Annotated in this window: 18 protein-coding genes; 11 read left to right on the forward strand and 7 right to left on the reverse strand. The window is 72.5% G+C overall.

What is annotated here, in order from left to right; genetic code table 11:
- Positions 1-165: a hypothetical protein gene (locus HCK04_RS29285; RefSeq protein WP_168066353.1), complete on the forward strand. Its 165-nt coding sequence runs from the start codon at positions 1-3 to the stop codon at positions 163-165.
- A gap of 53 nt (positions 166-218) precedes the next feature.
- On the opposite strand, the gene HCK04_RS29290 is transcribed toward HCK04_RS29285, so the two are convergent.
- The gene (locus HCK04_RS29290; RefSeq protein WP_205830858.1) at positions 219-1,580 is read right to left on the reverse strand and encodes an MFS transporter; all 1,362 of its coding nucleotides are present in this window, start codon (positions 1,578-1,580) and stop codon (positions 219-221) included.
- Between the two features lie 149 nt (positions 1,581-1,729).
- On the opposite strand from HCK04_RS29290, the gene HCK04_RS29295 reads away from it, so the two are divergent.
- Positions 1,730-5,341, forward strand: a complete 3,612-nt coding sequence (locus HCK04_RS29295; protein WP_142650605.1) for a hydantoinase B/oxoprolinase family protein — start codon at positions 1,730-1,732, stop codon at positions 5,339-5,341.
- Positions 5,342-6,026: 685 nt separating this feature from the next.
- On the opposite strand, the gene HCK04_RS29300 is transcribed toward HCK04_RS29295, so the two are convergent.
- A complete protein-coding gene (locus HCK04_RS29300) occupies positions 6,027-6,506 on the reverse strand; it encodes a hypothetical protein (RefSeq protein WP_142650606.1) in 480 nt (159 codons plus the stop codon).
- Positions 6,507-6,570: 64 nt separating this feature from the next.
- On the opposite strand from HCK04_RS29300, the gene HCK04_RS29305 reads away from it, so the two are divergent.
- Both HCK04_RS29305 and HCK04_RS29310 read left to right on the forward strand, forming a co-directional pair.
- A complete protein-coding gene (locus tag HCK04_RS29305) occupies positions 6,571-7,638 on the forward strand; it encodes a WYL domain-containing protein (RefSeq protein WP_142650607.1) in 1,068 nt (355 codons plus the stop codon).
- A 202-nt stretch (positions 7,639-7,840) separates the two neighbouring features.
- Positions 7,841-9,289, forward strand: coding sequence for a hypothetical protein (locus HCK04_RS29310; RefSeq protein ID WP_142650608.1), 1,449 nt, complete (start codon positions 7,841-7,843; stop codon positions 9,287-9,289).
- 893 nt (positions 9,290-10,182) lie between these two features.
- On the opposite strand, the gene HCK04_RS29315 is transcribed toward HCK04_RS29310, so the two are convergent.
- The 4 genes from HCK04_RS29315 to HCK04_RS29330 form a co-directional block, all read right to left on the reverse strand.
- On the reverse strand, positions 10,183-11,028 hold the full coding sequence (locus HCK04_RS29315) for an HD domain-containing protein (protein ID WP_142650609.1): 846 nt from the start codon (positions 11,026-11,028) through the stop codon (positions 10,183-10,185).
- A 309-nt stretch (positions 11,029-11,337) separates the two neighbouring features.
- Positions 11,338-12,738 (reverse strand): dihydrolipoyl dehydrogenase, encoded by a 1,401-nt coding sequence (gene lpdA / locus HCK04_RS29320; protein WP_142650610.1) that lies wholly within the window; start codon positions 12,736-12,738, stop codon positions 11,338-11,340.
- Positions 12,739-12,822: 84 nt separating this feature from the next.
- Positions 12,823-13,170: a hypothetical protein gene (locus HCK04_RS29325; protein WP_168066355.1), complete on the reverse strand. Its 348-nt coding sequence runs from the start codon at positions 13,168-13,170 to the stop codon at positions 12,823-12,825.
- Positions 13,171-13,174: 4 nt separating this feature from the next.
- Positions 13,175-14,104 (reverse strand): TIGR03620 family F420-dependent LLM class oxidoreductase, encoded by a 930-nt coding sequence (locus HCK04_RS29330; protein ID WP_240971920.1) that lies wholly within the window; start codon positions 14,102-14,104, stop codon positions 13,175-13,177.
- Between the two features lie 384 nt (positions 14,105-14,488).
- Between HCK04_RS29330 and HCK04_RS29335 the strand changes: the two genes are divergently transcribed.
- The 7 genes from HCK04_RS29335 to HCK04_RS29365 all read left to right on the forward strand — a co-directional run bounded on the left by HCK04_RS29335 (position 14,489) and on the right by HCK04_RS29365 (position 20,141).
- Positions 14,489-15,058 carry a hypothetical protein gene (locus HCK04_RS29335; RefSeq protein ID WP_142650611.1) on the forward strand — a complete coding sequence of 190 codons (570 nt, stop codon included), beginning with the start codon at positions 14,489-14,491 and terminating at the stop codon, positions 15,056-15,058.
- Between the two features lie 654 nt (positions 15,059-15,712).
- Positions 15,713-16,441 carry a GAF and ANTAR domain-containing protein gene (locus HCK04_RS29340; protein WP_168066357.1) on the forward strand — a complete coding sequence of 243 codons (729 nt, stop codon included), beginning with the start codon at positions 15,713-15,715 and terminating at the stop codon, positions 16,439-16,441.
- Entirely contained in the window at positions 16,413-16,778 is a 366-nt protein-coding gene (locus HCK04_RS29345; RefSeq protein ID WP_142650613.1) for an STAS domain-containing protein, read from the forward strand. The genes HCK04_RS29340 and HCK04_RS29345 overlap by 29 nt, the downstream gene beginning before the upstream one ends.
- A gap of 65 nt (positions 16,779-16,843) precedes the next feature.
- Positions 16,844-17,896, forward strand: coding sequence for a quinone-dependent dihydroorotate dehydrogenase (locus HCK04_RS29350; protein WP_142650614.1), 1,053 nt, complete (start codon positions 16,844-16,846; stop codon positions 17,894-17,896).
- A 30-nt stretch (positions 17,897-17,926) separates the two neighbouring features.
- Complete coding sequence (locus HCK04_RS29355) at positions 17,927-18,124, forward strand: cation transporter (RefSeq protein WP_142561071.1); 198 nt, start codon at positions 17,927-17,929, stop codon at positions 18,122-18,124.
- A gap of 155 nt (positions 18,125-18,279) precedes the next feature.
- Positions 18,280-18,750 carry a hypothetical protein gene (locus HCK04_RS29360; RefSeq protein WP_142650615.1) on the forward strand — a complete coding sequence of 157 codons (471 nt, stop codon included), beginning with the start codon at positions 18,280-18,282 and terminating at the stop codon, positions 18,748-18,750.
- A 308-nt stretch (positions 18,751-19,058) separates the two neighbouring features.
- Positions 19,059-20,141, forward strand: coding sequence for a DUF4037 domain-containing protein (locus tag HCK04_RS29365; RefSeq protein ID WP_142650616.1), 1,083 nt, complete (start codon positions 19,059-19,061; stop codon positions 20,139-20,141).
- Between the two features lie 100 nt (positions 20,142-20,241).
- Here the strand turns inward: HCK04_RS29365 and HCK04_RS29370 are convergent, their stop codons facing one another.
- Positions 20,242-21,912 carry a beta-N-acetylhexosaminidase gene (locus HCK04_RS29370; protein ID WP_142650617.1) on the reverse strand — a complete coding sequence of 557 codons (1,671 nt, stop codon included), beginning with the start codon at positions 21,910-21,912 and terminating at the stop codon, positions 20,242-20,244.
- Between the last annotated feature and the right edge of the window lie 17 nt (positions 21,913-21,929).

Raw genomic sequence — 21,929 nt, forward strand, 5'->3', positions numbered from 1 at the left:
ATGTACAACAACCCACCCATCGGGGGCGTTGCGGCGGGCTTCGGCGGCGCGGCGCTGACCGCCCCGTTCATGGGCTGGAACGCGCTCTGGATCGCCCTGGGCCTGTTCACGCTGGCCTCCGCCGCGGTGGCGGTCAAGCGGGTCATCCCGAAGCGGGAGGCCTGATCGCGGGAGGGAAGCCCTCTCGCCGTCGGGGCGAGAGGGACTTCCGGGCCGGATCAGGGCCGGACGCGCTCGCGCCGCTCGTCGTCACCCTCCTTCGTGGCCGCCCGGCCCCGGCGCAGGACGGCGATCGCCGCCGCGACGGCGGGCACCAGGATGGCCGCCGCCGCGACATTGACCGCCTGGAAGCCGCCCGCGGCGAGGATCGGCCCGGCCAGCGCGGCCGCGGCGGCGCCCGCGTAGTTCATCCCGGCGTCCGTGGCGCCCTGCAACGGCACCCGTACGTCGTCCGCGGCGGTGCCGGCGAGCAGCGCGGACGCGGAGATCAACGAGACAGACCAGCCCAGCCCGAGCACGATCAGCGCGAGCGCGGTGAGCGTGCTGCCCTCCCCGGCGGAGGCGGCCACGAAGCCGAGCGTGACGGCGGCCACGAGCAGCAGCATCCCGCCGCACGCCGTGCGTACCGCGCCGATCCGGTCGGCCAGCCAGCCGAAGACCGGGCTCAGGGCGTACATGCCGAGCACGTGCAGGCTGATCACCACGCCCACGAGCTGCAGTGACATGCCGTGGTGCTGCATGTGCAGCGGCGTCATCACCATGACCATGACCATCATCGCGTGCGCCACCGCGATGAGCACGACCGCGAACCGCGCCGCCAGGTCGGCCGCAGCCCAGCGCAGCGCCGCCACCGCGCCCACCGCCCGGGCACTCGTGACCGCCTCACCGGAGGCCGGTGCCGCCGGGCCGGAGGACGGTGCGGACGGCGCGGCCGGGGCGGCCGGGGCGGCCTGCCCGGAGCCCGGTGCTGACGGGGTGGAGGACGGCGCGGTGGGTCGGCGGAGGAACACGGTCACCACCGCGCCCGCGAGGGCGAAGGACACGATCGAGAACACGTACGGCCCGGCCAGGCCGGGCAGCCCGAGCCACCGGCCGAACCGGTCGGCCACCTCGCTGAGGTTGGGGCCGGCCACGGACCCGATCGTGGTCGCCCAGATGACGATCGACATCGTCCTGGCCCGGTTGCCGGGCGCCGCGCCGTCCGCCGCGGCGTACCGGGACTGCAGGTTGACCGCCTGCCCGACGCCGAACAGCGCCAGCCCGGCCAGCAGCACGGCGAGCTGCGCGACGACGGCGGCGGTGACGATCAGCGCGCCGCCGAGCACGGCGATGGCATACCCCAGGGTGAGCGAACGGCGCCGTCCGCGCCGGGCCGCGACGCCGGCCAGCGGCACCGCGGCGACCGCCGCGCCGAGCACGCTCGCGGCCTGGCCGAGCCCCGCGACGGACGTGCCGCCGAGCCGTTCAAGGAGCAGCCCGCCGACCGCGATGCCGGAGGCCACCGCGACGCCGCCGAGGAGGTTGCCGGTGACGAGGGCGCCGATGCCCCTGCTGCGTTCCCCACTTGGCACGGACACCACCGCCGAGATCACCTTCCCCTGAAGCCGGTCCGGGTGATCCGGAAAACGGCACTCGATCATATGTCCGGCATGTGGAGATCCGTCGCCCTATTTATGTCTGGGCATGCGCCCTCGATGCACGGGGATGTACGCGTGCGGAGGGGGATCCGATGTCCGGAGATCGGTGGCGGTTCTGGGTGGACCGCGGCGGGACGTTCACCGACGTCGTCGCCCGGCGCCCGGACGGACGGCTGGTGACGCGCAAGCTCCTGTCGGAGAACCCGGCGCGCTACTCCGACGCGGCGGTGGCGGGCATCCGCGCCCTGCTGGACGTCCCCGAGGGAGAGCCGATCCCGGTCGAGCGGATCGAGTCGGTGCGGATGGGCACCACGGTCGCCACCAACGCCCTGCTGGAACGCCGCGGCGAGCGTACGGCGCTGGTCATCACCAAGGGGTTCGGCGACGCGCTGCGCATCGGCTACCAGAACCGCCCGCACATCTTCGAGCGGCGGATCGTGCTGCCGGAGATGCTGTACGAGCACGTGGCCGAGGTGGACGAGCGGATCACCGCCGACGGCACGGTGCTCCGCCCGCCCGACCTCGACGCGCTCGCGCCGGAGCTGCGTCGGCTGCGCGAGGAGGGCGTCCAGGCGGTCGCGGTGGTCTGCCTGCACAGCCACCTCCACCCGGCGCACGAACGCGCGATCGGGAGCCTGGCCAGGCGAACGGGCTTCGCCCAGGTGTCCTGCTCCAGCGAGGTCAGCCCGCTGATGAAGCTGGTGCCGCGCGGCGACACCGCCGTAATCGACGCCTATCTGTCTCCCGTCCTGCGCCGATATGTCGAGTCGGTGGCCCGCCAACTGCCCGGCGTACGGCTGATGTTCATGCAGTCGAACGGCGGGCTGGCCGAGGCCGGGCACTTCCGCGGCAAGGACGCCATCCTGTCCGGCCCGGCCGGGGGCGTCGTGGGCATGGCGGGCATGTCCCGGCTTGCCGGGTTCGACAAGGTCATCGGCTTCGACATGGGCGGCACCTCGACCGACGTGTCCCACTACGCGGGCGCGTACGAGCGGGTCGTCCAGACCCAGGTGGCCGGCGTACGGCTGTCCGCGCCGATGATCGCCATTCACACGGTGGCGGCGGGCGGCGGGTCGGTCCTGCGGTTCGACGGCGGGCGCTACCGGGTCGGCCCCGACTCGGCGGGGGCCGACCCCGGCCCGGCCTGCTACCGCAACGGCGGCCCGCTGTGCCTCACCGACGCCAACGTGATGCTCGGCCGCATCCAGCCCGGCCACTTCCCCGAGGTCTTCGGCCCGGACGGCGACCTGCCGCTGGACGTGGACGAGGTGCGGCGGCGGTTCGCGGAGACGGCCGCCGACATCCGCGACCGCACCGGAGACGAGCGCGATCCCGAGCAGGTCGCGGAGGGCTATCTGCGGGTCGCGGTCGCGAACATCGCCAACGCCATCAAGCAGATCTCCGTGCGGAAGGGCCGTGACGTCACCGAATATGCCCTCACGACGTTCGGCGGCGCCGGAGGGCAGCACGCCTGCGCGGTCGCCGACGCGCTCGGCATCCGCACCGTGCTGGTGCCGCCGATGGCGGGCGTGCTGTCCGCCCTGGGCATCGGGCTGGCCGACACGACCGTGCTGCGGGAGCAGTCGGTCGAGGCCCGGCTCGACCCCGCCACGACGCGGCGCCTGACCGGGCTCGCCGGCACCCTGGAGGCGGCGGCCCGCCGCGAGCTGTCAGATGAGGGGGTGCCGGACGAGCGCATCCGGGTGAGCCGGCGGGTGCGGCTGCGCTACGACGGCACCGACACGCCGCTGCAGGTGGACCTGGCCGAGACGGACGCGATGGTGGCCGCGTTCGAGGCCGCCCACCTGCGGACCTACTCCTTCCTCATGGACCGGCCGCTGGTGGCGGAGGCGGTCTCCGTCGAGGCGGTGGGCCTGACCGAGCGGCCCGATCTTTCGGTCCTCGCCGAGAGATCGGACGCCGGGGCGCCCGAGGCGGTCCGGATGTACACCGGCGGCGCGTGGCGCGAGGTGCCGCTCTACCGGAGGGAACGGCTGCGCCCCGGCGACGCGGTCACCGGCCCGGCCATCGTGGCCGAGGCCGACGCGACCACCGTCGTCGACGACGGCTGGCGGGCAGGCGTGACGCCGTACGGGCACCTGCTTGTGGAACGGGAGCGGGCCCGCCCCCGGGCCGCGGGCGTGGGCACCGCGGCCGACCCCGTGATGCTGGAGGTGTTCAACAACCTCTTCATGTCCGTCGCCGAGCAGATGGGCGCGCGGCTGGAGGCCACCGCGCAGTCGGTGAACATCCGGGAGCGGCTCGACTTCTCCTGCGCGCTGTTCGACGCGGGCGGCGATCTCGTCGCCAACGCGCCGCACATCCCGGTGCACCTCGGGTCGATGGGCGCGAGCGTCAAGGAGGTGATCCGCCGCCGGGGCGACGGGATCCGGCCCGGCGACGTGTACGCGATCAACGACCCCTACCACGGCGGCACCCACCTGCCGGACATCACGGTCGTCACCCCCGTCTTCGACGACGCGGGCCGGGAGATCCTGTTCTTCGTGGCCTCCCGCGGCCACCACGCGGAGATCGGCGGGCTGACGCCCGGCTCGATGCCCGCCATGAGCAGGACCCTCCACGAGGAGGGCGTGCTGTTCGACTGCCGCCTGCTGGCCGACCGTGGCGGCCTGCGCGAGCAGGAGACGAGGCGGCTGCTCACCGAGGGGCCGCACCCGTCCAGGGACCCCGCGACCAACCTGGCCGACCTGCGCGCGCAGATCGCCGCGAACGCCAAGGGTGTCGAGGAGGTCGGCGCGATGATCGGCCACTTCGGCCTCGACGTCGTGCGGGCCTACATGCGGCACGTGCAGGACAACGCCGAGAGCTCGGTCCGCGCGGTCATCGACGCCCTCAGCGAGGGGAGCTACCGCTATGAGACGGACTCCGGAGCCGTGATCGCGGTGCGCGTCTCGGTGGACCACGCCCGCCGCACCGCGATGATCGACTTCACCGGCACCTCGCCCCAGCTCGACACCAACCTCAACGCGCCGTCCGCCGTGGTCACCGCCGCCGTGCTGTACGTCTTCCGCACCCTGGTGGCCGACGAGATCCCGCTCAACGACGGCTGCCTGCGGCCCCTGCGGATCGTCGTGCCCGAGGGGTCGATGCTGGCCCCCACGTACCCGGCGGCCGTGGTCGCGGGCAACGTCGAGACCTCGCAAGCGATCACCGGCGCGATCTACGCCGCGCTGGGCGTCCAGGCCGAGGGGTCGGGGACGATGAACAACGTCAGCTTCGGCGACGAACGGCGTCAGTATTACGAGACCGTCGCCTCGGGGTCCGGGGCGGGAGACGGGTTCGACGGGGCGTCGGTGGTGCAGACCCACATGACGAACTCCCGGCTGACCGACCCCGAGGTGCTGGAATGGCGGTTCCCGGTGCTGCTGGAGGAGTTCGCCGTACGGCACGGCAGCGGCGGCGCGGGACGGTGGCGCGGCGGCGACGGGGCCGTGCGCCGCATCCGGTTCCGCGAGCCGATGACGGTCAGCGTGCTGTCCAGCCACCGTCGTGTGCCGCCGTACGGCATGGCCGGCGGCGCGCCCGGCGCGCTGGGCGTCAACCGGGTGCGGCGCGCGGACGGAGACGTGGTCCACCTGGCGGGATGCGACTCGATCCGGGTCGAGCCGGGTGACGTGCTGGAGATCGAGACCCCCGGCGGCGGCGGATACGGCCCCCCCGGACGGCGGCCTCTCGGACGGTGACCCCCGGACGGCGGCCCCTCGGACGGTGACCCCTCGGACGGCGGCCCGTCCTGACCGGGCCCTGTGCTCGACCGCGCCTCCTCAACGGGCCCCTGAACGGCCCTGGAACGGCTCCTCAGCGGGCCCTGCACGGAAACTCTCGACGGAGCTCTCGACGGGCGGCCCGGTGGGTGGGCTCGGTGGGGCCCGGTGGGTGGACTCGGTGGGGGACTCGGTGGGGGACTCGGTGGGGGACTCGGTGGGGGACTCGGCGGGGGGCTCGGTGGGGGACTCGGCGGGCTCCGCCCTCCTCGGCCTTCGCGGCGAGGAGGGCGGGCTTCCAGCGGTTTCGCCGTTACCACACCGGGCGGCTTTGTTTTTTGGCGATGAGCCGCGGGGTTTTCGCACCTGACACGGCAGGCGCTTGCTCAGGAGTCTCTCACCCCGCCCTCAAGACCGGGTGCAAGACGACTCCCTGATCACGCCAAGAAAGCGCCGGTCACAGCCTCGATCACAGGGCCGGTCACAGCGCCGAGCAGACTGTGCCGTTCGGGCGGAAGACCGCGGGGAGCGCCAGGGCTCTTCGCATCGATCACTCCGGGGTCGAAAGGGGGACCGGTTCGTGGAGCAGGCCCCGACGATCACCCGAGGTGATCTCCCGGTCAAGCGCCCGGGGCGTCGCCCCTGATCGGCACGCGTGGTCGTTTCATCGGTGGTCTCCCGTCGTGCCCTCGGGCAGCGTGTCGGCGAGGTACGCGGCGAGGTCGGGCCGGTCGGGGGCGAGCACGTGCCGCACCCACGCATCGCGTTCGTGCAGGATCGGCGGCAGCTCCCAGACGCAGCCGATGAGCGGGCGTTCCAGCCGGACGAAGTGGGTGGGGTCCCGGTCGGGGCAGCCCAGCACGGGCTGACCGGCCACCGCGATGCCGCAGTGCAGGGCGTTGTCCCAGGCCCAGGTGTAGGTGTTGATGTAGGCCCCGTCGTCCCCGCCCCTGTGGAGGACGACGAAGGCGGCCGGGGGCGTGCCGTCCGGCTCCGGCAGCAGCTCGGGCAGGACGGCGTAGGCCGCCTTCTCGACCTCGGGGGCGATGCCGTCCGGGTCGGCGGTGACGTGGTAGCGCTTGACGTGATAGCCGCTCACCTCGATCGGGGGCGGCACGAAGAGCAGTTTCTCCGTGAAGGCCATGCCGGGAACGGTAGGTCCGCTTCACTGACACCCTTCGTCAGTGGAGTCGTGCGATGGTGAGGGCGTGCGTGCGTCCCGGCTGCTGTCGATCCTCCTGCTGTTGCAGTCGCGTGGCCGGATGACGGCCCGGCAGCTCGCCGACGAGCTGGAGGTCAGCGTCCGCACGATCTACCGCGACGTCGAGTCGCTGCACGCCGCAGGCATCCCCCTGTACGGCGAGGCCGGGCACGAGGGCGGCTACCGGCTGATGGACGGCTTCCGCACCCGGCTCACCGGCTTGACCGAGCGGGAGGCCGCGGCGCTGTTCCTGGCCGGGCTGCCGGGACCGGCCGCCGACCTCGGTCTCGGCGCGCTGCTGGCCGCCGCGGAGCTGAAGATCGAGGCCGCGCTTCCCGCCGGGCTGCGGGAGGAGGCGCGGCGGGTGCGGGAGCACTTCCTCCTCGACGCGCCCGGCTGGTACTACGACGGCGACCGGTCGCCGTACCTGCCGGAGGTCGCCGAGGCCGTCTGGAACACCCGGGTCGTCCACGTCCGCTACCGCCGCTGGGCGGAGCCCTGCGAGGTCGAGCGGAGGCTGGAGCCGTACGGGCTGGTCCTGAAGGCGGGGAAGTGGTACCTCGTGGCGCGGTGCGACGGTGCGCTGCGCACCTACCGGGTCGGCCAGATCCTCGCCCTCACCGTGACCGACGAGACGTTCGAGCGCCCGGACGGCTTCGACCTGGAGCGGCACTGGCGTGAGCATCTGGCCGGCTTCCGGTCACGGCTGCTGCGCGGGCAGGCGGTGATCCGGCTGTCGCCGCAGGGGCGGGAGCGGCTCGGGGAGGTCATGAGCTCGGTCGTCGCCGGGGCGGTGGACGAGACGGCGGGCCCGCCGGACGAGCGGGGCTGGGTCACCGCCACGGTGCCCGTCGAGTCGGTGACGCACGCGCGCACGGAGTTCCTGAAACTCGGGGCCGAGGTGGAGGTCCTGGAGCCGGCCGAGCTGCGGCGCGAGATGGCGGTGACCGCGCACGCGCTCGCGGCCCTCTACCCGCCGACCCCGCCGCCTGCAGAGCCGCCGCCTGCAGAGCCGCCGCCTGGAGAGGTGCCTGCAGAGCCGCCGCCGACGGAGCCGTCTTCGCGTCTGTCGTAGCGGGCGTCAATGAAAAATCGGCTCGCAATTCCGGCGAATCCGATAAAAGGTGATACCAACTTGATGGGCACCCTGACGGCGTGCGGTCCGAGTTCTATCCTTGACGGCGTCACTGACAAGATTCTCGCGGATTGCGGGAGAAGAAGTGCCCAAGACCACGCGTACGCCGCGAAGGGAGAAAGCGCGAAGCGAGGGCGCGCGAGTGGACGGGCTTCGTGATCCGGATGTCGAGACCTTCGTCGGCGCGATGGGGACGCGCATCCGCGCGGACGCCGAGACGGTCGGAGTCGGCCTCCGGACCCTGGAGATCCAGGTAAGACTGCACCTGCCCCGGTTGAGCAGGCCGGCCATCGCCGGCTGGTCTCCGGACAAGGTGTACGAGGAGATACGGCTGCAGGCAGTCGTCAGGGCGGCGCAGGTGCGCCAGTCGGCGGAGGACGCCGCCCACCAGGCCCATGCCTCCGTCCTCCTCAACGTGCACAAGGCACACCGCGACCTGAGCCTGTCGTTCGGCGACGGCTACCGCACCCGCCTGCGCTTCGCCGAGGTCGGGCCGAGCGCCGGCCACCTGGTCCAGTCGAGACTGCACTACCTCCACAGCGAGAGGGCCGACACCGCCGCGCAGTTCGGGCTCTTCCTGCCGGGCGCGACGATGCCGATCACGTACGCCGCCTTCTCGCGGTGCGACCGCCAGTATGTCCTCGACGCGCTCACCGGGCACGGGCTGGACGTGAATCCGGAACGCGTAATGGTCCTGACAAGAATGCACGGGCTGGCGGGAATTCCGGCGAACCTCATGAGCCTGACCATCGCCCGCGCGGTCCGGGAGATCAGGGCGAAAAACGCCGGAGATTATGTCATCACGGCATACAATCCGATGCTCGGTTTCTGCGGCACCTCATTCGTCGCGTCGGGATTCCGGCCGGTCGCCCTGTCGCCCGTGGCGTACTGCTACGACGGCAAAGGCCTTTTCCAGACCCGCCGGATGTCCGGGGAGTCGGTGCCGCAGCTCCTGGACACCCCGGACAACGTGCTCATGGCCCTCGGGGTCACCCCGGCCGCGAAGCGGAACGTCGCCGGGATCGAGGGCCTGATCAGGGTGTCGAGCCGCACCCACTCGGGCGGCGACCATGTGCGGCCTCTCAAGGCGGACCTCGCCTCGCCGGAGTGGCGGGACCGCCTGCTCGGCTACCGCCGGATGCTGGAGCCCTGCTGGTCGGAGCGCACGGTCCATCCGCGCTATCAGGAGTCTCCGGTCGCGGCGGGCGATCCCAGGGGCCAGTGCGGGGTCACCTCCGTCTGGCTCGCCCGCACGCTCCGCACCGACCTGCTGCTCGAACCCGTCTACTGCTACGGGCGGCTGCGCGTCGGCCGCGACGACGTCGAGGACGTGAGCCATCACTGCTGGGTCGAGATCGGCCCGGCCCACGATCCCCGGCGGTTCGTCATCGACCTGACCGCCGACCAGTCGGACGGCGTACGCGAGCCGATCACCCTGGGCGAGCACCGGGCGCTGGCCGATCGGGGGCTGCGGTACGAGAGCGCGGCGCGCCTGCGCCTCGACGAGCTGCCGAGAGACCGGGTGTGGCCGCGCTTCCTCGCGCTCGCCGACCGCCTGCGCGACCTGGACGAGCTCCGGAGGCGGCCATGACCCGGCACATGACCGCGTCCATGGCCGGGCGCGCAAACGAAGCCCGGCCCTCGGTGCTGCTGCTGTCGTCCGACAGCAGGCGGCGCTACGCGGAGGACGTGCTGCGGGCGCTGGCCCTGCCCAGAGGGGCGATCATCCAGTTCCGCTACGAGATCGACTACGTGGCGGGCGCCCTGCAACAGGCGATCGCGAGCGGCTCCGCCGTCGGCCGGCGGTGCCTCGTGGCGTTCCTGGCCGACCGGGAGTCGCCCGAGACCGAGCCGTTCGTCGTGCCCGTACGCTTCGCGACGGTGGTGGCGACCGCGTGCGTGGCCGACATGGCCGTCTTCCGGCTCCGGGTGGACGACTACGCGAACCTGGAGGACTTCCCGCTCACCGAGGCGGACATCAGGGCCAGGGGCGGCTGGTTCGTGGACCGGCTCGCGGAGGCCAACGGCGGGCGCTGGTATCCCGCCACCACCCGCTTCCCCGACCTCCACCTGCACGAACGGCCCGGCGACGACCCGGAGGCGTGGCTCGGGGTGGCCCGGCGGCTGGCCCGGCATCCCACGTACAGGACCTGCTACTTCGTACGCACCGAGGAGCCGCTGCTGGGCAGGGGCAGGACGGGCGTGCTCGACGCCGAGGGGCGGCTGCACCTGAGCGACGGCGACTCCGTGCGGATACGGGTCAGCTTCTACTCCGACGGCTACACGCCGGCCCCGAAGCGGCTGGTCTGCGCGACCGACGGCACCTTCCTGAAGATCGCGTCCGACGACTCGTACGACGTGGCGTCGCGGTACGACACGGTGGAGTTCTGGCTGCGGCCCGAGCTGCTGCGCTTCGACGCGCTCGCGCGGGTCGGGATCACACTGGCCGCCGACACCAGGGCGGGCCCGGAGCCGGGAGGCGGCTCACTGACGACGAGCGCCGGATTTCCTGTGATCGTGCGCCGCTCGCGGTCGCGTCTCCTCACGCGGGCGTCGGCCGCCGCGGCCGGGGCCGTTCTCGTGGCCCTGCCCGCCGTGCTCGGGCCGGGCGCCGACCTGTCGCTGAGGGTGCTGTGCGCGGTCTGCGGCGCGGCCCTGCTCGCCGTCGCGAACATCGTCATCTCCCACGCCAGGTGACAGCCCGCCGGAGAACAGGTGCGGGCGCCGCGCGAACTCCCGGCACAGCTCGTCGAACAACGGCAGCAGTGCCGGGCAGCTCATGCGGATCTTCCGCCTGGCCGTGATCTCCGTGCGCTTGTACGCCGCCCAGGTGGGCCGCAGCGGGTGATGATCGGCCAGCAGCACGTTGACGTGGGGGAGCAGCTTGTCGAGGGCGTGGACGAACCTGCTTTCCGGGTCGTGCTGCGCCTTGTAGCCGTACAGGTCCTCCACCAGCCAGGGGAACGTCCCGCCGAAGTCACGGGCGATGATCTCCCGCGCCTCCTCCTCGCGCACGGCCTTCTTCTCGCGTTCCGCCGGGCCGGCGTAGACGGAGACGTCGCCCGCGTGGACCTCGGGCAGGTCATGGACCAGCGCATATCTGGCGACCCGGCCGGGGTCGAGGGCGGGGTCGACCAGCGGGGCGAGGCAGACCGCGGCCAGGCCCAGGGTGAAGGAGTGCTCCGCGTCGTTCTCCCGGCGGGTGACGTCCTGCGGCACCACCGAGGTCCGTTCGATCGCGCACGGCGGGAATGCCAGTTCGCGCATGAGGGTCATCAGCGTGTTCGCGCCGACCGGGGAGCCGGTGTTTTTCGCGTTGTCCCTCGCCATCGGGCCGCCCTCGCATTGTTCGCCCGCACGCGGCCACGGCGTTTCGCGTACGGCCTGATCTCCCAGCGTAGCCGACCATTAATCGGCGCCGTGGGAAGTGTTTCCCAAGGAATGGCGGCGGGAGCCGAATATGTGTTCGGTAATCGGCATTTCCGCATTTCAGGCCGCACAGTCCTGGAGCGTTGTCGAGGTGGCCGCCATGGGCCCGGGCCGGTGCGCAGGCGGCGGATCTCGTCCAGGACGCCCATCCGCCGCAGCACGTCCATGCGCACCGCCCCACGGAAGCCGACCGTGCGGCCCATGACCTGCTCACATGTTGATCATGTGTCCGGCCAGGCCGTGGATCGCCTCCTTCACCGCCTCGCCCAGGGTCGGATGGGCGTGGACGTTGCGCGCCACCTCGTGCACGGTGAGGTCCCACTGCTGGGCCAGGGTCAGCTCGGGCAGCAGCTCGGTCACCTCGGGCCCGATGAGGTGGGCGCCGAGGATCTCGCCGTACTTCGCGTCGCTGAGGACCTTGACGAACCCGCTCGGGTCGCCCAGGCCGTGCGCCTTGGCGTTGGCCGTGAACGGGAACTTGACCACCTTCACGTCGAAGCCCTGCTCGCGGGCCTGGGCCTCGGTGTAGCCGAAGCTCGCGATCTGCGGCTGGCAGTAGGTCGCCCTGGGGATCATCACGTAGTCGAGCTCCATCGTCTCGGCCCCCGCGATGGTCTCGGCGGCGATGATGCCCATCGACTCGGCGGCGTGCGCCAGCATGAGCTTCGCGGTGACGTCGCCGATGGCGAAGATGTTCGGCACGTTCGTACGGCAGCGGCCGTCCACGGCGATCGCGCCCCGCTCGGTCAGCCGTACGCCGGTGTTCTCCAGGCCGTATCCCTCGACACGCGGCTGGAAGCCGATGGCCTGCAGCACCTTGTCGGCCTCCAGCACGGACGTCTCGCCGTTCTTCGAGACCGTGACCCGCACCTTGTCGCCGCTGTCGTCGATCGACTCGACCCGGGTGGAGGTCAGCACGTCGATGCCGAGCCGCCGGTAGCGCCGCGCCAGCTCGGCCGACACCTCCTGGTCCTCCAGGGGCACCATCCGGTCGAGGAACTCGACGATCGTGACCTTCACGCCGTAGTTGTGCAGCACGTACGCGAACTCGACGCCGATCGCGCCGGCGCCCGCGATGATCACGCTCTCCGGCAGCGTCTCGCTGAGGATCTGCTCCTCGTACGTCACCACGCGCTCGGACAGGGACGTCCCCGGCAGCAGGCGGGTCGTCGCTCCGGCCGCGATGATGCAGTGGCCGAACGTCACCGTGCGCACCGAGCCGTCCGCGCCGCGCACCTCCATGGAGTTCGGCCCGGTGAAGCTGCCCCGGCCGTCATACTCCGTGATGCCGTTCTTCTTCATCAGATAGTGGACGCCCTTGACACGCCCGTCCGCGACCTGGCGGCTGCGGCGGAAGGCCGCGCCGTAGTCGAGCGTGATCGGGCCGTCCGTCTGGATGCCGAACGTCTTGGTCTCGTTCGTGAGGATGTGTGCGAGTTCGGCATTACGCAGCAACGCCTTGGAGGGGATGCATCCGACGTTGAGGCAGACACCACCCCAGTAGCGCTCCTCGACGACCGCTGTGGTGAGCCCGAGCTGGGCCGAACGGACCGCGGCGGTGTAGCCGCCGGGCCCTGCGCCGAGGACGACGACATCGTAGTGATCGGTCATGCACCGGACCCTACGCCGCCGCTCCCCTCTGCCGCGGAAGGGGGTGTCCACCAGGCGCCGGGCCACCCGCGCGGCCCGCTCGGGCTACTTCGCGTGCCCGCCGGGGTCCGGGCCGTCCGCGTCCGCGGAACGACCCGGGTGACCCGGCCCGGTGGACGGAAGGGGCGGAAGAGCGGGCAGCGGGGGCGGAGTGCGCAGCGGAGGCGGAGTGGGCAGGGGCGGGGGGAACGCGGAGGCCCGGGCGCCGGCCAGGCCGAGCACCTGGCGCATCCATGCTTCCAGGCTCGTCGGGTCCGGCGGGATCAGCGGGTCCTGCCCGTCCTGCCCGTCCTGCCCGTTCTGCCTGTCGTGACCGTCCTGCCTGTTCTGGCCGCCCTGGCCGTTCTGCTCGCCCTGCTCGCCGCGCCCCCGCCCGGGAGCCGCCGTGGTCACGCCGTCATCCCAGGAGAGCCGGGGCCAGCAGCCGCAGGTGCTCTGTCTGCGTGCCGACCGAATCGGCCAGTGGCTGTACGCACACGTGGTCGGCCCCCGCGTCGTGGTGGGCGCGCACCCGCTCGGCGATCGTCTCCGGTTCGCCCCAGACCACGATCGCGTCGATGAGCCGGTCGCTGCCCCCGCCCGCGAAGTCGTCGTCGGAGAAGCCCAGCTCGCGCAGGTTGTTGATGTAGTTGGGCAGGGAGAGATAGAAGGCGGCGTATTCGCGGGCGATCTCCCGGGCGCGCCCGGCGTCGGTCTCGACCACCACTGCCTGCTCCGGGGCGAGGACCGGGTCCGGCCCGAGGATCTCGCGGGCCTTCGCGGTGTGCTCGGGCGGCACGAAGTACGTGTGCGCCCCCTGGGCGCGCTGCGCCGCCAGTTCGAGCATCCGGCGGCGCAGCGCCGCCAGCACCCGGGGCGGCCTCTCCGCCAGCGGCAACACGCCGAACGACGCCTGGTCCATCCCGTCGAGGTAGTCCTGCATGAGCCGCAGTGGCGCGGAGTATTCGTGGCCGCGAGGGGCGACCAGCGGCTTGTGGCTCACACCGAGGCCGAGCACGAACCGGTACCCCCATGCCTCGGCCAAGGTCGCGGCGCCGTTGGCCGCGGCCACCGCGTCCCGGCCGTAGATGTTCGCGATGCCCGTCGCCACGTGCAGCCGCTCGGTGGACGACAGCAGAAGCGCCGAGTTCGTGTACGCCTCCCGCCCGTCCGGGGCCTCGCCCACCCAGAGCGCCGGATATCCGAGCCGCTCGATCTCCGCCGCGGCCGTTCTGGCCTCGTCCGCGGTCGCCGTTCTCGACAGTGAGAACAGCCACACTCCCGTACGGCCGAGGCGGCGCCTCAGCTCCGACGGTTCCATGGTGGGCGGTTGCGTACGCTCGGCCATCCGGACGCTCCTTGTCTGTCACACGAGATCGGGCGAAGGGGGGCGGTTCGCCGGAGACGCCGCCCCCGCCGGGCCGGACGGCCGCGCCGGCGGGCGTCGCAGCCTCAGCATGTCATCGCACGCGCCGGTGGCCTCGGCACCCCCCTGTGATCGGTTCACGTGTCGGGGCGCACCGCCCTGCCCGTACGGCTTACTGCGATTTCCCCCGGATCCAGATGGTCATCCCCATCGGTGGCGGAATCGCCCTGAGGGTGGTGAGAGCCCCGTGAGCGGGAACCCACGAAACGGCAAAGGCCTGTCCTGGATCTTCGCGTCCGGGCGGCGGGGCCGCCGTCGCCGCGTGTGTCCTTGGAGCCGACTCGCTCACTCTCCAGGAGGCCGAACATGAGGAAACTGCTGTATGCCGGCGCGGTCGCGATCAGCCTGCTGGCCGCCGGATGCGGCGGTGCCGGCGACGACGCCAGCCGCGTCGCCAACGACCAGCTCAACGAGTCGCAGACGCCCGAGCCCTCCGAGAACCAGCCGGAGACGACGCCGTCCGCCACCGATTACCCGGCGTCGCCGACCTCTCCCGTCCAGGCGTCCCCCACGGGGCCCGCGCGCATCGACACGGCGTCCACCTCGCTCGGCACCGTGCTGGTCGGCATCGAGGGCCGCACGGTGTACCTGTTCACGAAGGACAAGGGCGGCACCTCGGCCTGCACCCAGGCGTGCGCCGCCGCGTGGCCGCCCGTGCTCACCGTCGGCGCGCCCCAGGCCGGCACGGGTGTGCACCCGAACCTGCTCGGGACCCTCCACCGCGAGGACGGCACCACGCAGGTGACCTACAACAAGCACCCGCTCTACTACTACTCGAAGGACCAGAAGGCCGGCGACGTGCTCGGCAACGACGTGAAGGACTTCGGCGGCGAGTGGCACGCCGTCACCCCCGAGGGCAAGAAGGTCAAGGGCTAGTCCCCTGGCATGGCCATGCTGTGCGGCAGCCGGGCGAGCAGGGCCGACATCCGCTCACGCTCGTCCGGCGACGGCAGCGATCCCGGCCTCGTACGCCGCCCGGACGAGCCGCCCGGACGAGCCGCCCGGACGAGCCGCCCGGACGAGCCGACCGGACGAGCCGACCGGACGAGACGCCCGGACGAGACGCCGGAGCAGGACGCCGGAACCAAGACAGGGCCCGGCCCGCGTAGGTCCCACTGGTCCGCCACCACGCCGTCTTCCCGGCGTTCTCCGATCCGCCTTCCCCTGCGGGAGGGCGGATTTCTCATGCCTCTCGCAGTCCCGGCGGTTGCCGGTCCTTCCGGCGACCTCCGGGATCACCTGGCTACCACCGCTCGGAGCCCACTAGGCTGAGGAACACTCCGCCCTGTGTCCGCGGCCGCTTCTCCGTACGAAAGTGGGCTCGCGATGGCATCGGACGCGTCGTCCGTTCTCGAGAACGTCCTCACCGGCACTCCGCCAGGCCCATCGAAGATCCCGCATGGGGGATCACGTCAGATCTGGCGGAGATCAGGACTGACCGAGCCCTCTCCGGGCAGTCGTGATGGCCGAATCGGCGCCTCTTCCCCCAGGCCACGGCCGTGCGAGGTGAGGTTCACGAGAGGACACGGAATGACTTATATCGATCCTGAGGCTCTTCTCACCAGCCTGCGACGTCTGCAGAAGGACAGGGCGGCGACCGGGATCGTGCACCACCTTGAGCGCATCGTCCAAGTGGTCGACCGGCTCTTCGGATACTCCGGCGCGGGCCTGATGTTCGCCGAGGAGGACCGCACGCTTCGCTACCTCTTCGCCACCGACGAGCGCGGCCGCAGCCTGGAGCGCGCCCAGGCGGTGACGGGCCAGGGCCCGTGCGTGGCGGCGTACGCGGGCGACACCGCGGTGACGACGGCCGACGTGCGGTCGGACCGGCGCTGGCCCGCCCTGCGTGACCTGCTGCACCCCGAGGTACGCGGGGTGGCGGGAGTGCCGATCCGGCTCGGCGGCGTGCCCGTGGGCACCCTCAACGTCTACCAGGACGCGCCGCACGAGTGGCAGGAGAGCGACACCCAGTCCCTCCACGCGTACGCGCACGTGATCGAGCAGGTCCTCGTGGCGTCGATGGAGGCGGACGAGAAGGCGGCGCTGGCCGGCCAGCTCCAGTACGCCCTGGACTACCGCGTCGTGATCGAGCGGGCCATCGGCTATCTCATGGGCAAACACGACCTGACGGCCTCGCAGGCGTTCACCGGACTGCGCAAGCAGGCCAGGGACAGCAGACGGAAGGTGTCCGAGCTCGCGGCGGAGCTGCTGGGCGAGCAGGGCCAGAGGAATGTTGCGAATCCAGACCACGCCGTCTGAGGCCGGCGTCCGCGTCGCCGTGCACGGCGACCTCGACCTGTCCGGGGTGCCGGAGCTGCGTGCCCGCCTCCGGCAGGCGCTGGCGACCTACGGGCCCGGGCACGTCGAGATCGACCTGGCCGGGGTCGGCTTCCTCGACTGCGCGGGCGCGCGGAGCCTCCTGTGGGCCGACGCGCACGTGCGGGAGCGGGGCGGCCGGGTGACCTTCGTCCGCCCGGCCCCGCCGGTGTCGCGGCTGCTGCGGCTGCTGGGCTTCGACTCCGCGCTGACCCTCCGTACGGCGTCGCACGTGCCGCTGCCCCAGCCCACGGCCGAGGCCCGTCCCCGGCCCGACTGACATGGCGTACGGCACCGGACCCTGCGGGCCGAAGTGCGAGGCGACCGGGCGATAGTCTTTCCGTGATGTATCGACTCGTGTTCACGCAGGTCCTGAGCCGCCTCGACGCGGAGGCCGTCCACCACCTCACGATCAGGCTGCTCCGCCTGCTCGGGATGTTCCCGCCCCTCGTGCGGCTGCTGCACCGTTTGCTCGCGCCGAAGGCGGAGTCGCTGCGCGTCCAGGCGTTCGGCGTCCACTTCGCCTCGCCGTTCGGGCTCGCCGCCGGGTTCGACAAGGACGCCGGGTGCGTCGAGCCGCTGTCGGCGCTCGGATTCGGGTACGTCGAGGTGGGCACGATCACCGCGCACGCCCAGCCGGGCAACCCCCGGCCGCGGCTGTTCCGCCTGATCGAGAGCCGGGCGATCATCAACCGGATGGGATTCAACAACGCCGGGGCGGCGGCCGCCGCCAAGCGGCTGCGCCGCGTGCGCCACATCCCGGCCGTGGTCGGCGTCAACATCGGCAAGACCAAGGTCGTGCCCGAGTCCGAGGCCGTGCGCGACTACGTGGACAGCGCCCGCAGGCTCGCGCCGCTCGCCGACTATCTCGTGGTCAACGTCAGCTCGCCCAACACCCCGGGCCTGCGCGACCTGCAGGCCGTCGACCGCCTGCGCCCGCTGCTGTCGGCGGTGAAGGAGGCGGCCGGGCGCACCCCGCTGCTCGTGAAGATCGCGCCCGACCTGGCGGACGAGGACGTGGACGCCGTGGCCGAGCTCGCCACCGAGCTGGAGCTGGCGGGCGTCATCGCGACCAACACCACGATCAGCCGCGAGGGCGTCGCGAGCACCGAGACCGGCGGCCTGTCCGGACGGCCGCTCAAGGCCCGCTCACTGGAAGTGCTGCGCCGCCTGCGCCAGAAGGCCGGAGACCGGCTCACGCTCGTCTCGGTCGGCGGCGCGGAGGACGTCGACGACGTCTGGGAGCGGCTGCTGGCCGGTGCCACCCTCGTGCAGGGATACACCGGCCTCATCTACGAAGGTCCCCTGTGGCCGTCGCGGATCAACCGTCAGCTCGCCCGCCGGCTGCGGCGGCACGGCTACGGCTCGGTCCGCGAGATCGTCGGCCGCACCGCATAAGTCCCCATTCCCCTGGAAACGGAGAGCGCCATGAGCGTCAAGACCTACACCGTGCAGGGCATGACCTGCGGCCACTGCGTGAGCTCGGTCAAGGAGGAGGTCGGCGAGATCCCCGGCGTCACCGGCGTCGAGGTCGACCTCGACAGCGGCCGGCTCGACGTCTCCGGCGACGTCGCCGACGACGCGGTGCGCAAGGCCGTCGAGGAAGCCGGCTACACCCTCGTCTGAGCCACGCCCGCGCTCGGACGGTCGCTCACGCGGTGCGCTCGCCGAGGTCGTCGCCCGGGGTAGGGCGAATCACGATCATGCGCTCCGAAAGTACGAGATCATGCATGAGCGGAGTCTCGCAGCCCGCCCCGACAAAGCTAAGCGAGCGACCCCTCATGAGCGCCATCTACGACCAGGCCGACGGCGAGCGGATCGCCGTGGCCGACAGCGGTGATTCCGTGAGCATCATCAACCGCTCCGGAAGGATCGTCGTCGGTAAGAAGGACGTACGCAGGCTCGCCGAGCGGATCCTCGCCGCGGCGGGCCGGGTGGCCGTCGTCCTTTTCCCGCCGGCCCTGCGCAAGGACACGCTGTCGGTCGCCGGCCCGTCCGGGCGGTGGAAGGTCCGCGTCTCGCCGAAGAACGGCGCCCGCGTCCTCGTCGAGGTCGATCCGCAGGGCATCGGGCCGGCCGAGGCCTACGAGCTCGCCGCCGCCGTCGCGGTGGCCGGGCGCCACATCGGCGACGCGGAACAGGCGGACCAGCGCCTCACCGCGAGGATCCGCGAGGTGATCGACACCTATCAGGGCCTCGACCCGGAGAAGATCGCGGCCGCCATCGTCGCCGAAGTCCTCGACGGAGCATGACCCCCCGCCCTCCGCGTCCCCCGAGCGCCTGTCCCTCCGCCCTCCGCATCCCCGCGCGCCCGACCACAACGCGCCCGCCGCGCCCCCACACGCCTGACCCCCGCCCTCCGCATCCCCGCGCGCCCGACCACAACGCGCCCGCCGCGGCCCCGCATGCCCCGCCTCCGCGCCGTGCCCGCCGCGCCCCCACACGCCTGATCGTGCCGTTGCCAGCCCCGTCTTCACCGGCTCCTGCGTCCCGCGCGGACGCCCGGTGACGTGGGAAAGCCGGTTGCTCCGCCCGACGGTGCCTGTGGAGGATGCCGGTCATGCGAGACGGGAACGTGCGCGGGCTGGAGCTGTCGCGGCGGTTTTACCTGGAGGCGGTGGCACCGCTGCTGGCGCGGCACTTCGGCGGCCTCACGCACTCGGCGGCACTCCTCGGTCCGGGCTCGGAAGTGCTCGGATACGACACCGTGCGATCCACCGACCACGACTGGGGCCCACGGCTGCAGCTCTTCCTGAGCCCCGAGGACGCCGCCGCCCACGGTGAGGCCGTACACGCCATGCTCGCCGGGAGCCTGCCGCCGCGGTTCCTCGGCTATCCCACACACTTCCGCTCGGTCGGCCGGACCCGGCACATGGAGACGACGGACGGCCCGATCCGGCACGGAGTGGTGGTGGCCGACCTCGCGGCATGGCTCACCGGGCATCTCGGGTTCGACCCGATCGCGGGCGTCGGCCTGTCCGACTGGCTGGCGACGCCCACCCAGACGCTCGCGGAGATCACGGCGGGGGAGGTCTTCCACGACGGCCTGGGGCTGCTCCAACCGGTCCGGCGGCGCCTCGCCTGGTATCCCGGCGACGTCTGGCGCTACGTCCTCGCCTGCCAGTGGCGGCGGATCTGCCAGGAGGAGGCGTTCGTGGGCCGCGCCGGTGAGGCCGGTGACGAACTGGGCTCGGCCGTCACCTGCGCCCGTCTGGTGCGCGACCTCATCCGGCTCGCCCTGCTCATGCACCGCCGCTACCCGCCGTACGGCAAGTGGCTGGGCAGCGCCTTCGCCGCCCTGCCGTGCGGCCCGGATCTGGCACCCGTGCTCATGGCGGCCGTGTCGGCCACCGGCTGGCGGGAGCGTGAGCGCCACCTGGCCGGCGCCTACGAGGCTCTCGCGGCCCTGCACAACGACCTCGGCCTCACCACGCCCGTCGATCCGCGCACGCGGCGCTACCACGGCCGCCCCTACCGGGTGCTGCACGCCGAGCGCTTCACCGAGGCGCTGCTGGGGACCATCGCCGATCCCGAGGTGCGGCGGCTGCCTCTCACGGGTGCCGTGGACCAGTACATCGACAGCACCGACATGCTGGGCGACCGCTCCCGCGTACGCCGCATCGCCGGCCCGGCACGGCCCTAGAGCCCGAGCCGGGGGCTCAGTGGACCGGGCCAGGACGTGTAGAGACCAGGCCGGGACCCTCAGAGACCACGGCCGGGACCGTGAACCCCGGGCGGGGGTCTCAGAGACTGGGCCGGGTGGAGTCGGCGGACAGGCTGAGCTCGTGCAGGTGGCGCATCACGTCCTGGACGTCGACGGCGCCGGGGCGGTGACGCCGCCATCCGGTGCCGCCCCGCTGCCAGGGCCGGGGGCCGGACAGCGGGCGATACTCCACGCCGAACGCGTCGAGCCGGGCCAGATGGGCCTCCAGGCGGGGGAAGAAGTCCTCGGGCGCGGCCGGGCCGCCGGTCCACGCGACCTCGGCCGCCGCGCAGCCCCGGGGCCAGGCGCGGTAGTCGAGCGTACGGCCGTCGGGGATGCGCTCGCTCCAGAGCTGGAACTGCGCGCCGATCACCCGGGCGCGCTCCTCCTCCGGCCACTCGGACGGCGCGGGCGCGAAGGCCACTACGTCGGCCACGGTGATCGCGTCTCCCAGCCCGGCCGGCTCCTCGGGCGATGCCGCCTCGGCGTAGTCGAAGTACATCGGGAAGACCGGCGTCGCCACCACGTCGTGACCGGCCGCCGCGGCCCGGCGGGCGACGTGCTCGCCGCGCCAGGGCATCACGACCGTGTCGGGCCGCAGCCTGCCGCTGACGAACGCCTCGTCCCACACCACCGCGCGGCTGCCCTGCTCGGCCAGCGCGTCGGCGAGCCGCCGCAGGAACCACGCGTGGAGGTCACCGGTGGTCTCCAGGCCCAGCGACGCCTGGTAGGCCGAGATCTCGGCCGACGCCGCCCAGTCGTCGAGCACGCACTCGTCGCCGCCGATGTGGAAGTAGGGCACGTCGCCCAGGGCGTCGGTGATCTCGGCGAAAACGGTGGTCAGGAAGTCGACGGTCGCCGGAAGCGGGGACAGGATCGCGGGCGAGATGCCCCACCGGTCCAGCACCTCGTAGCGCTCCTGCGGCCGGGACGCCAGCGCGGGATAGGCGGCCAGCACGGCGGAGGCGTGCCCCGGCACGTCGATCTCCGGAACGACCATCACCTCCCGCGCCCGGGCGTACGCCGCGATCTCCGCGAGGTCGGAGAGGGTGTAGTGACCGCCGTGGGGGACGCCGTCGAAGGCGGGCGCCTCCCCCTTGTGGCTCGTGATCGTCTGTGGACGGTGCGAGCCCACCTCGTGCAGCAGCGGGAACGCCCTGCTCTCCACCCGCCAGCCCTGGTCGTCGGCCAGGTGGAGATGCAGCCGGTTGAGCTTGTGCAGCGCCATCAGGTCGATCATCCGCAGCACCTCCCGCTTGGGCAGGAAGTTGCGGGCCACGTCGAGGTGCGCGCCGCGCCAGGAGAACCGCGGGGCGTCCTCCACCCGCCCGCAGGGGACCGTCCAGGACGTCCCGGGGGCGACGGCCGACCGGAACGCCTCGGCCGGCAGGAGCTGCCGCAGCGTCTGCGCGGCGTAGAAGGCACCCGCCCGATCACCCGCCGCGATGCGCACCCCGTCGCCCGCGATCGTCAGCTCGTACGCCTCGGGACCGAGCCGGGGGTCCTCCTCCACCCGCACGGCCGCCGTCGCGGCGTCGCCGGGCCGGAGGTCGAGCACCCGGAGGTCGAGCACCCGGAGGTCGAGCACGGGGAGCGCGAGCCGTACGGCGTCGGTGAGCGGGGCCGGGCCCGAGACGGAGGAGCCGGGCGCGATCTCGGCCGACCCGGGGCCCGTCTCGGCACGCCTCGGCAGGGGGAGGAGATGCTTCATTCCGCAGATGATGCCAA

The sequence above is a fragment of the Microbispora sp. CL1-1 genome (assembly GCF_012034195.1).
Classification (GTDB): Bacteria; Actinomycetota; Actinomycetes; order Streptosporangiales; family Streptosporangiaceae; genus Microbispora.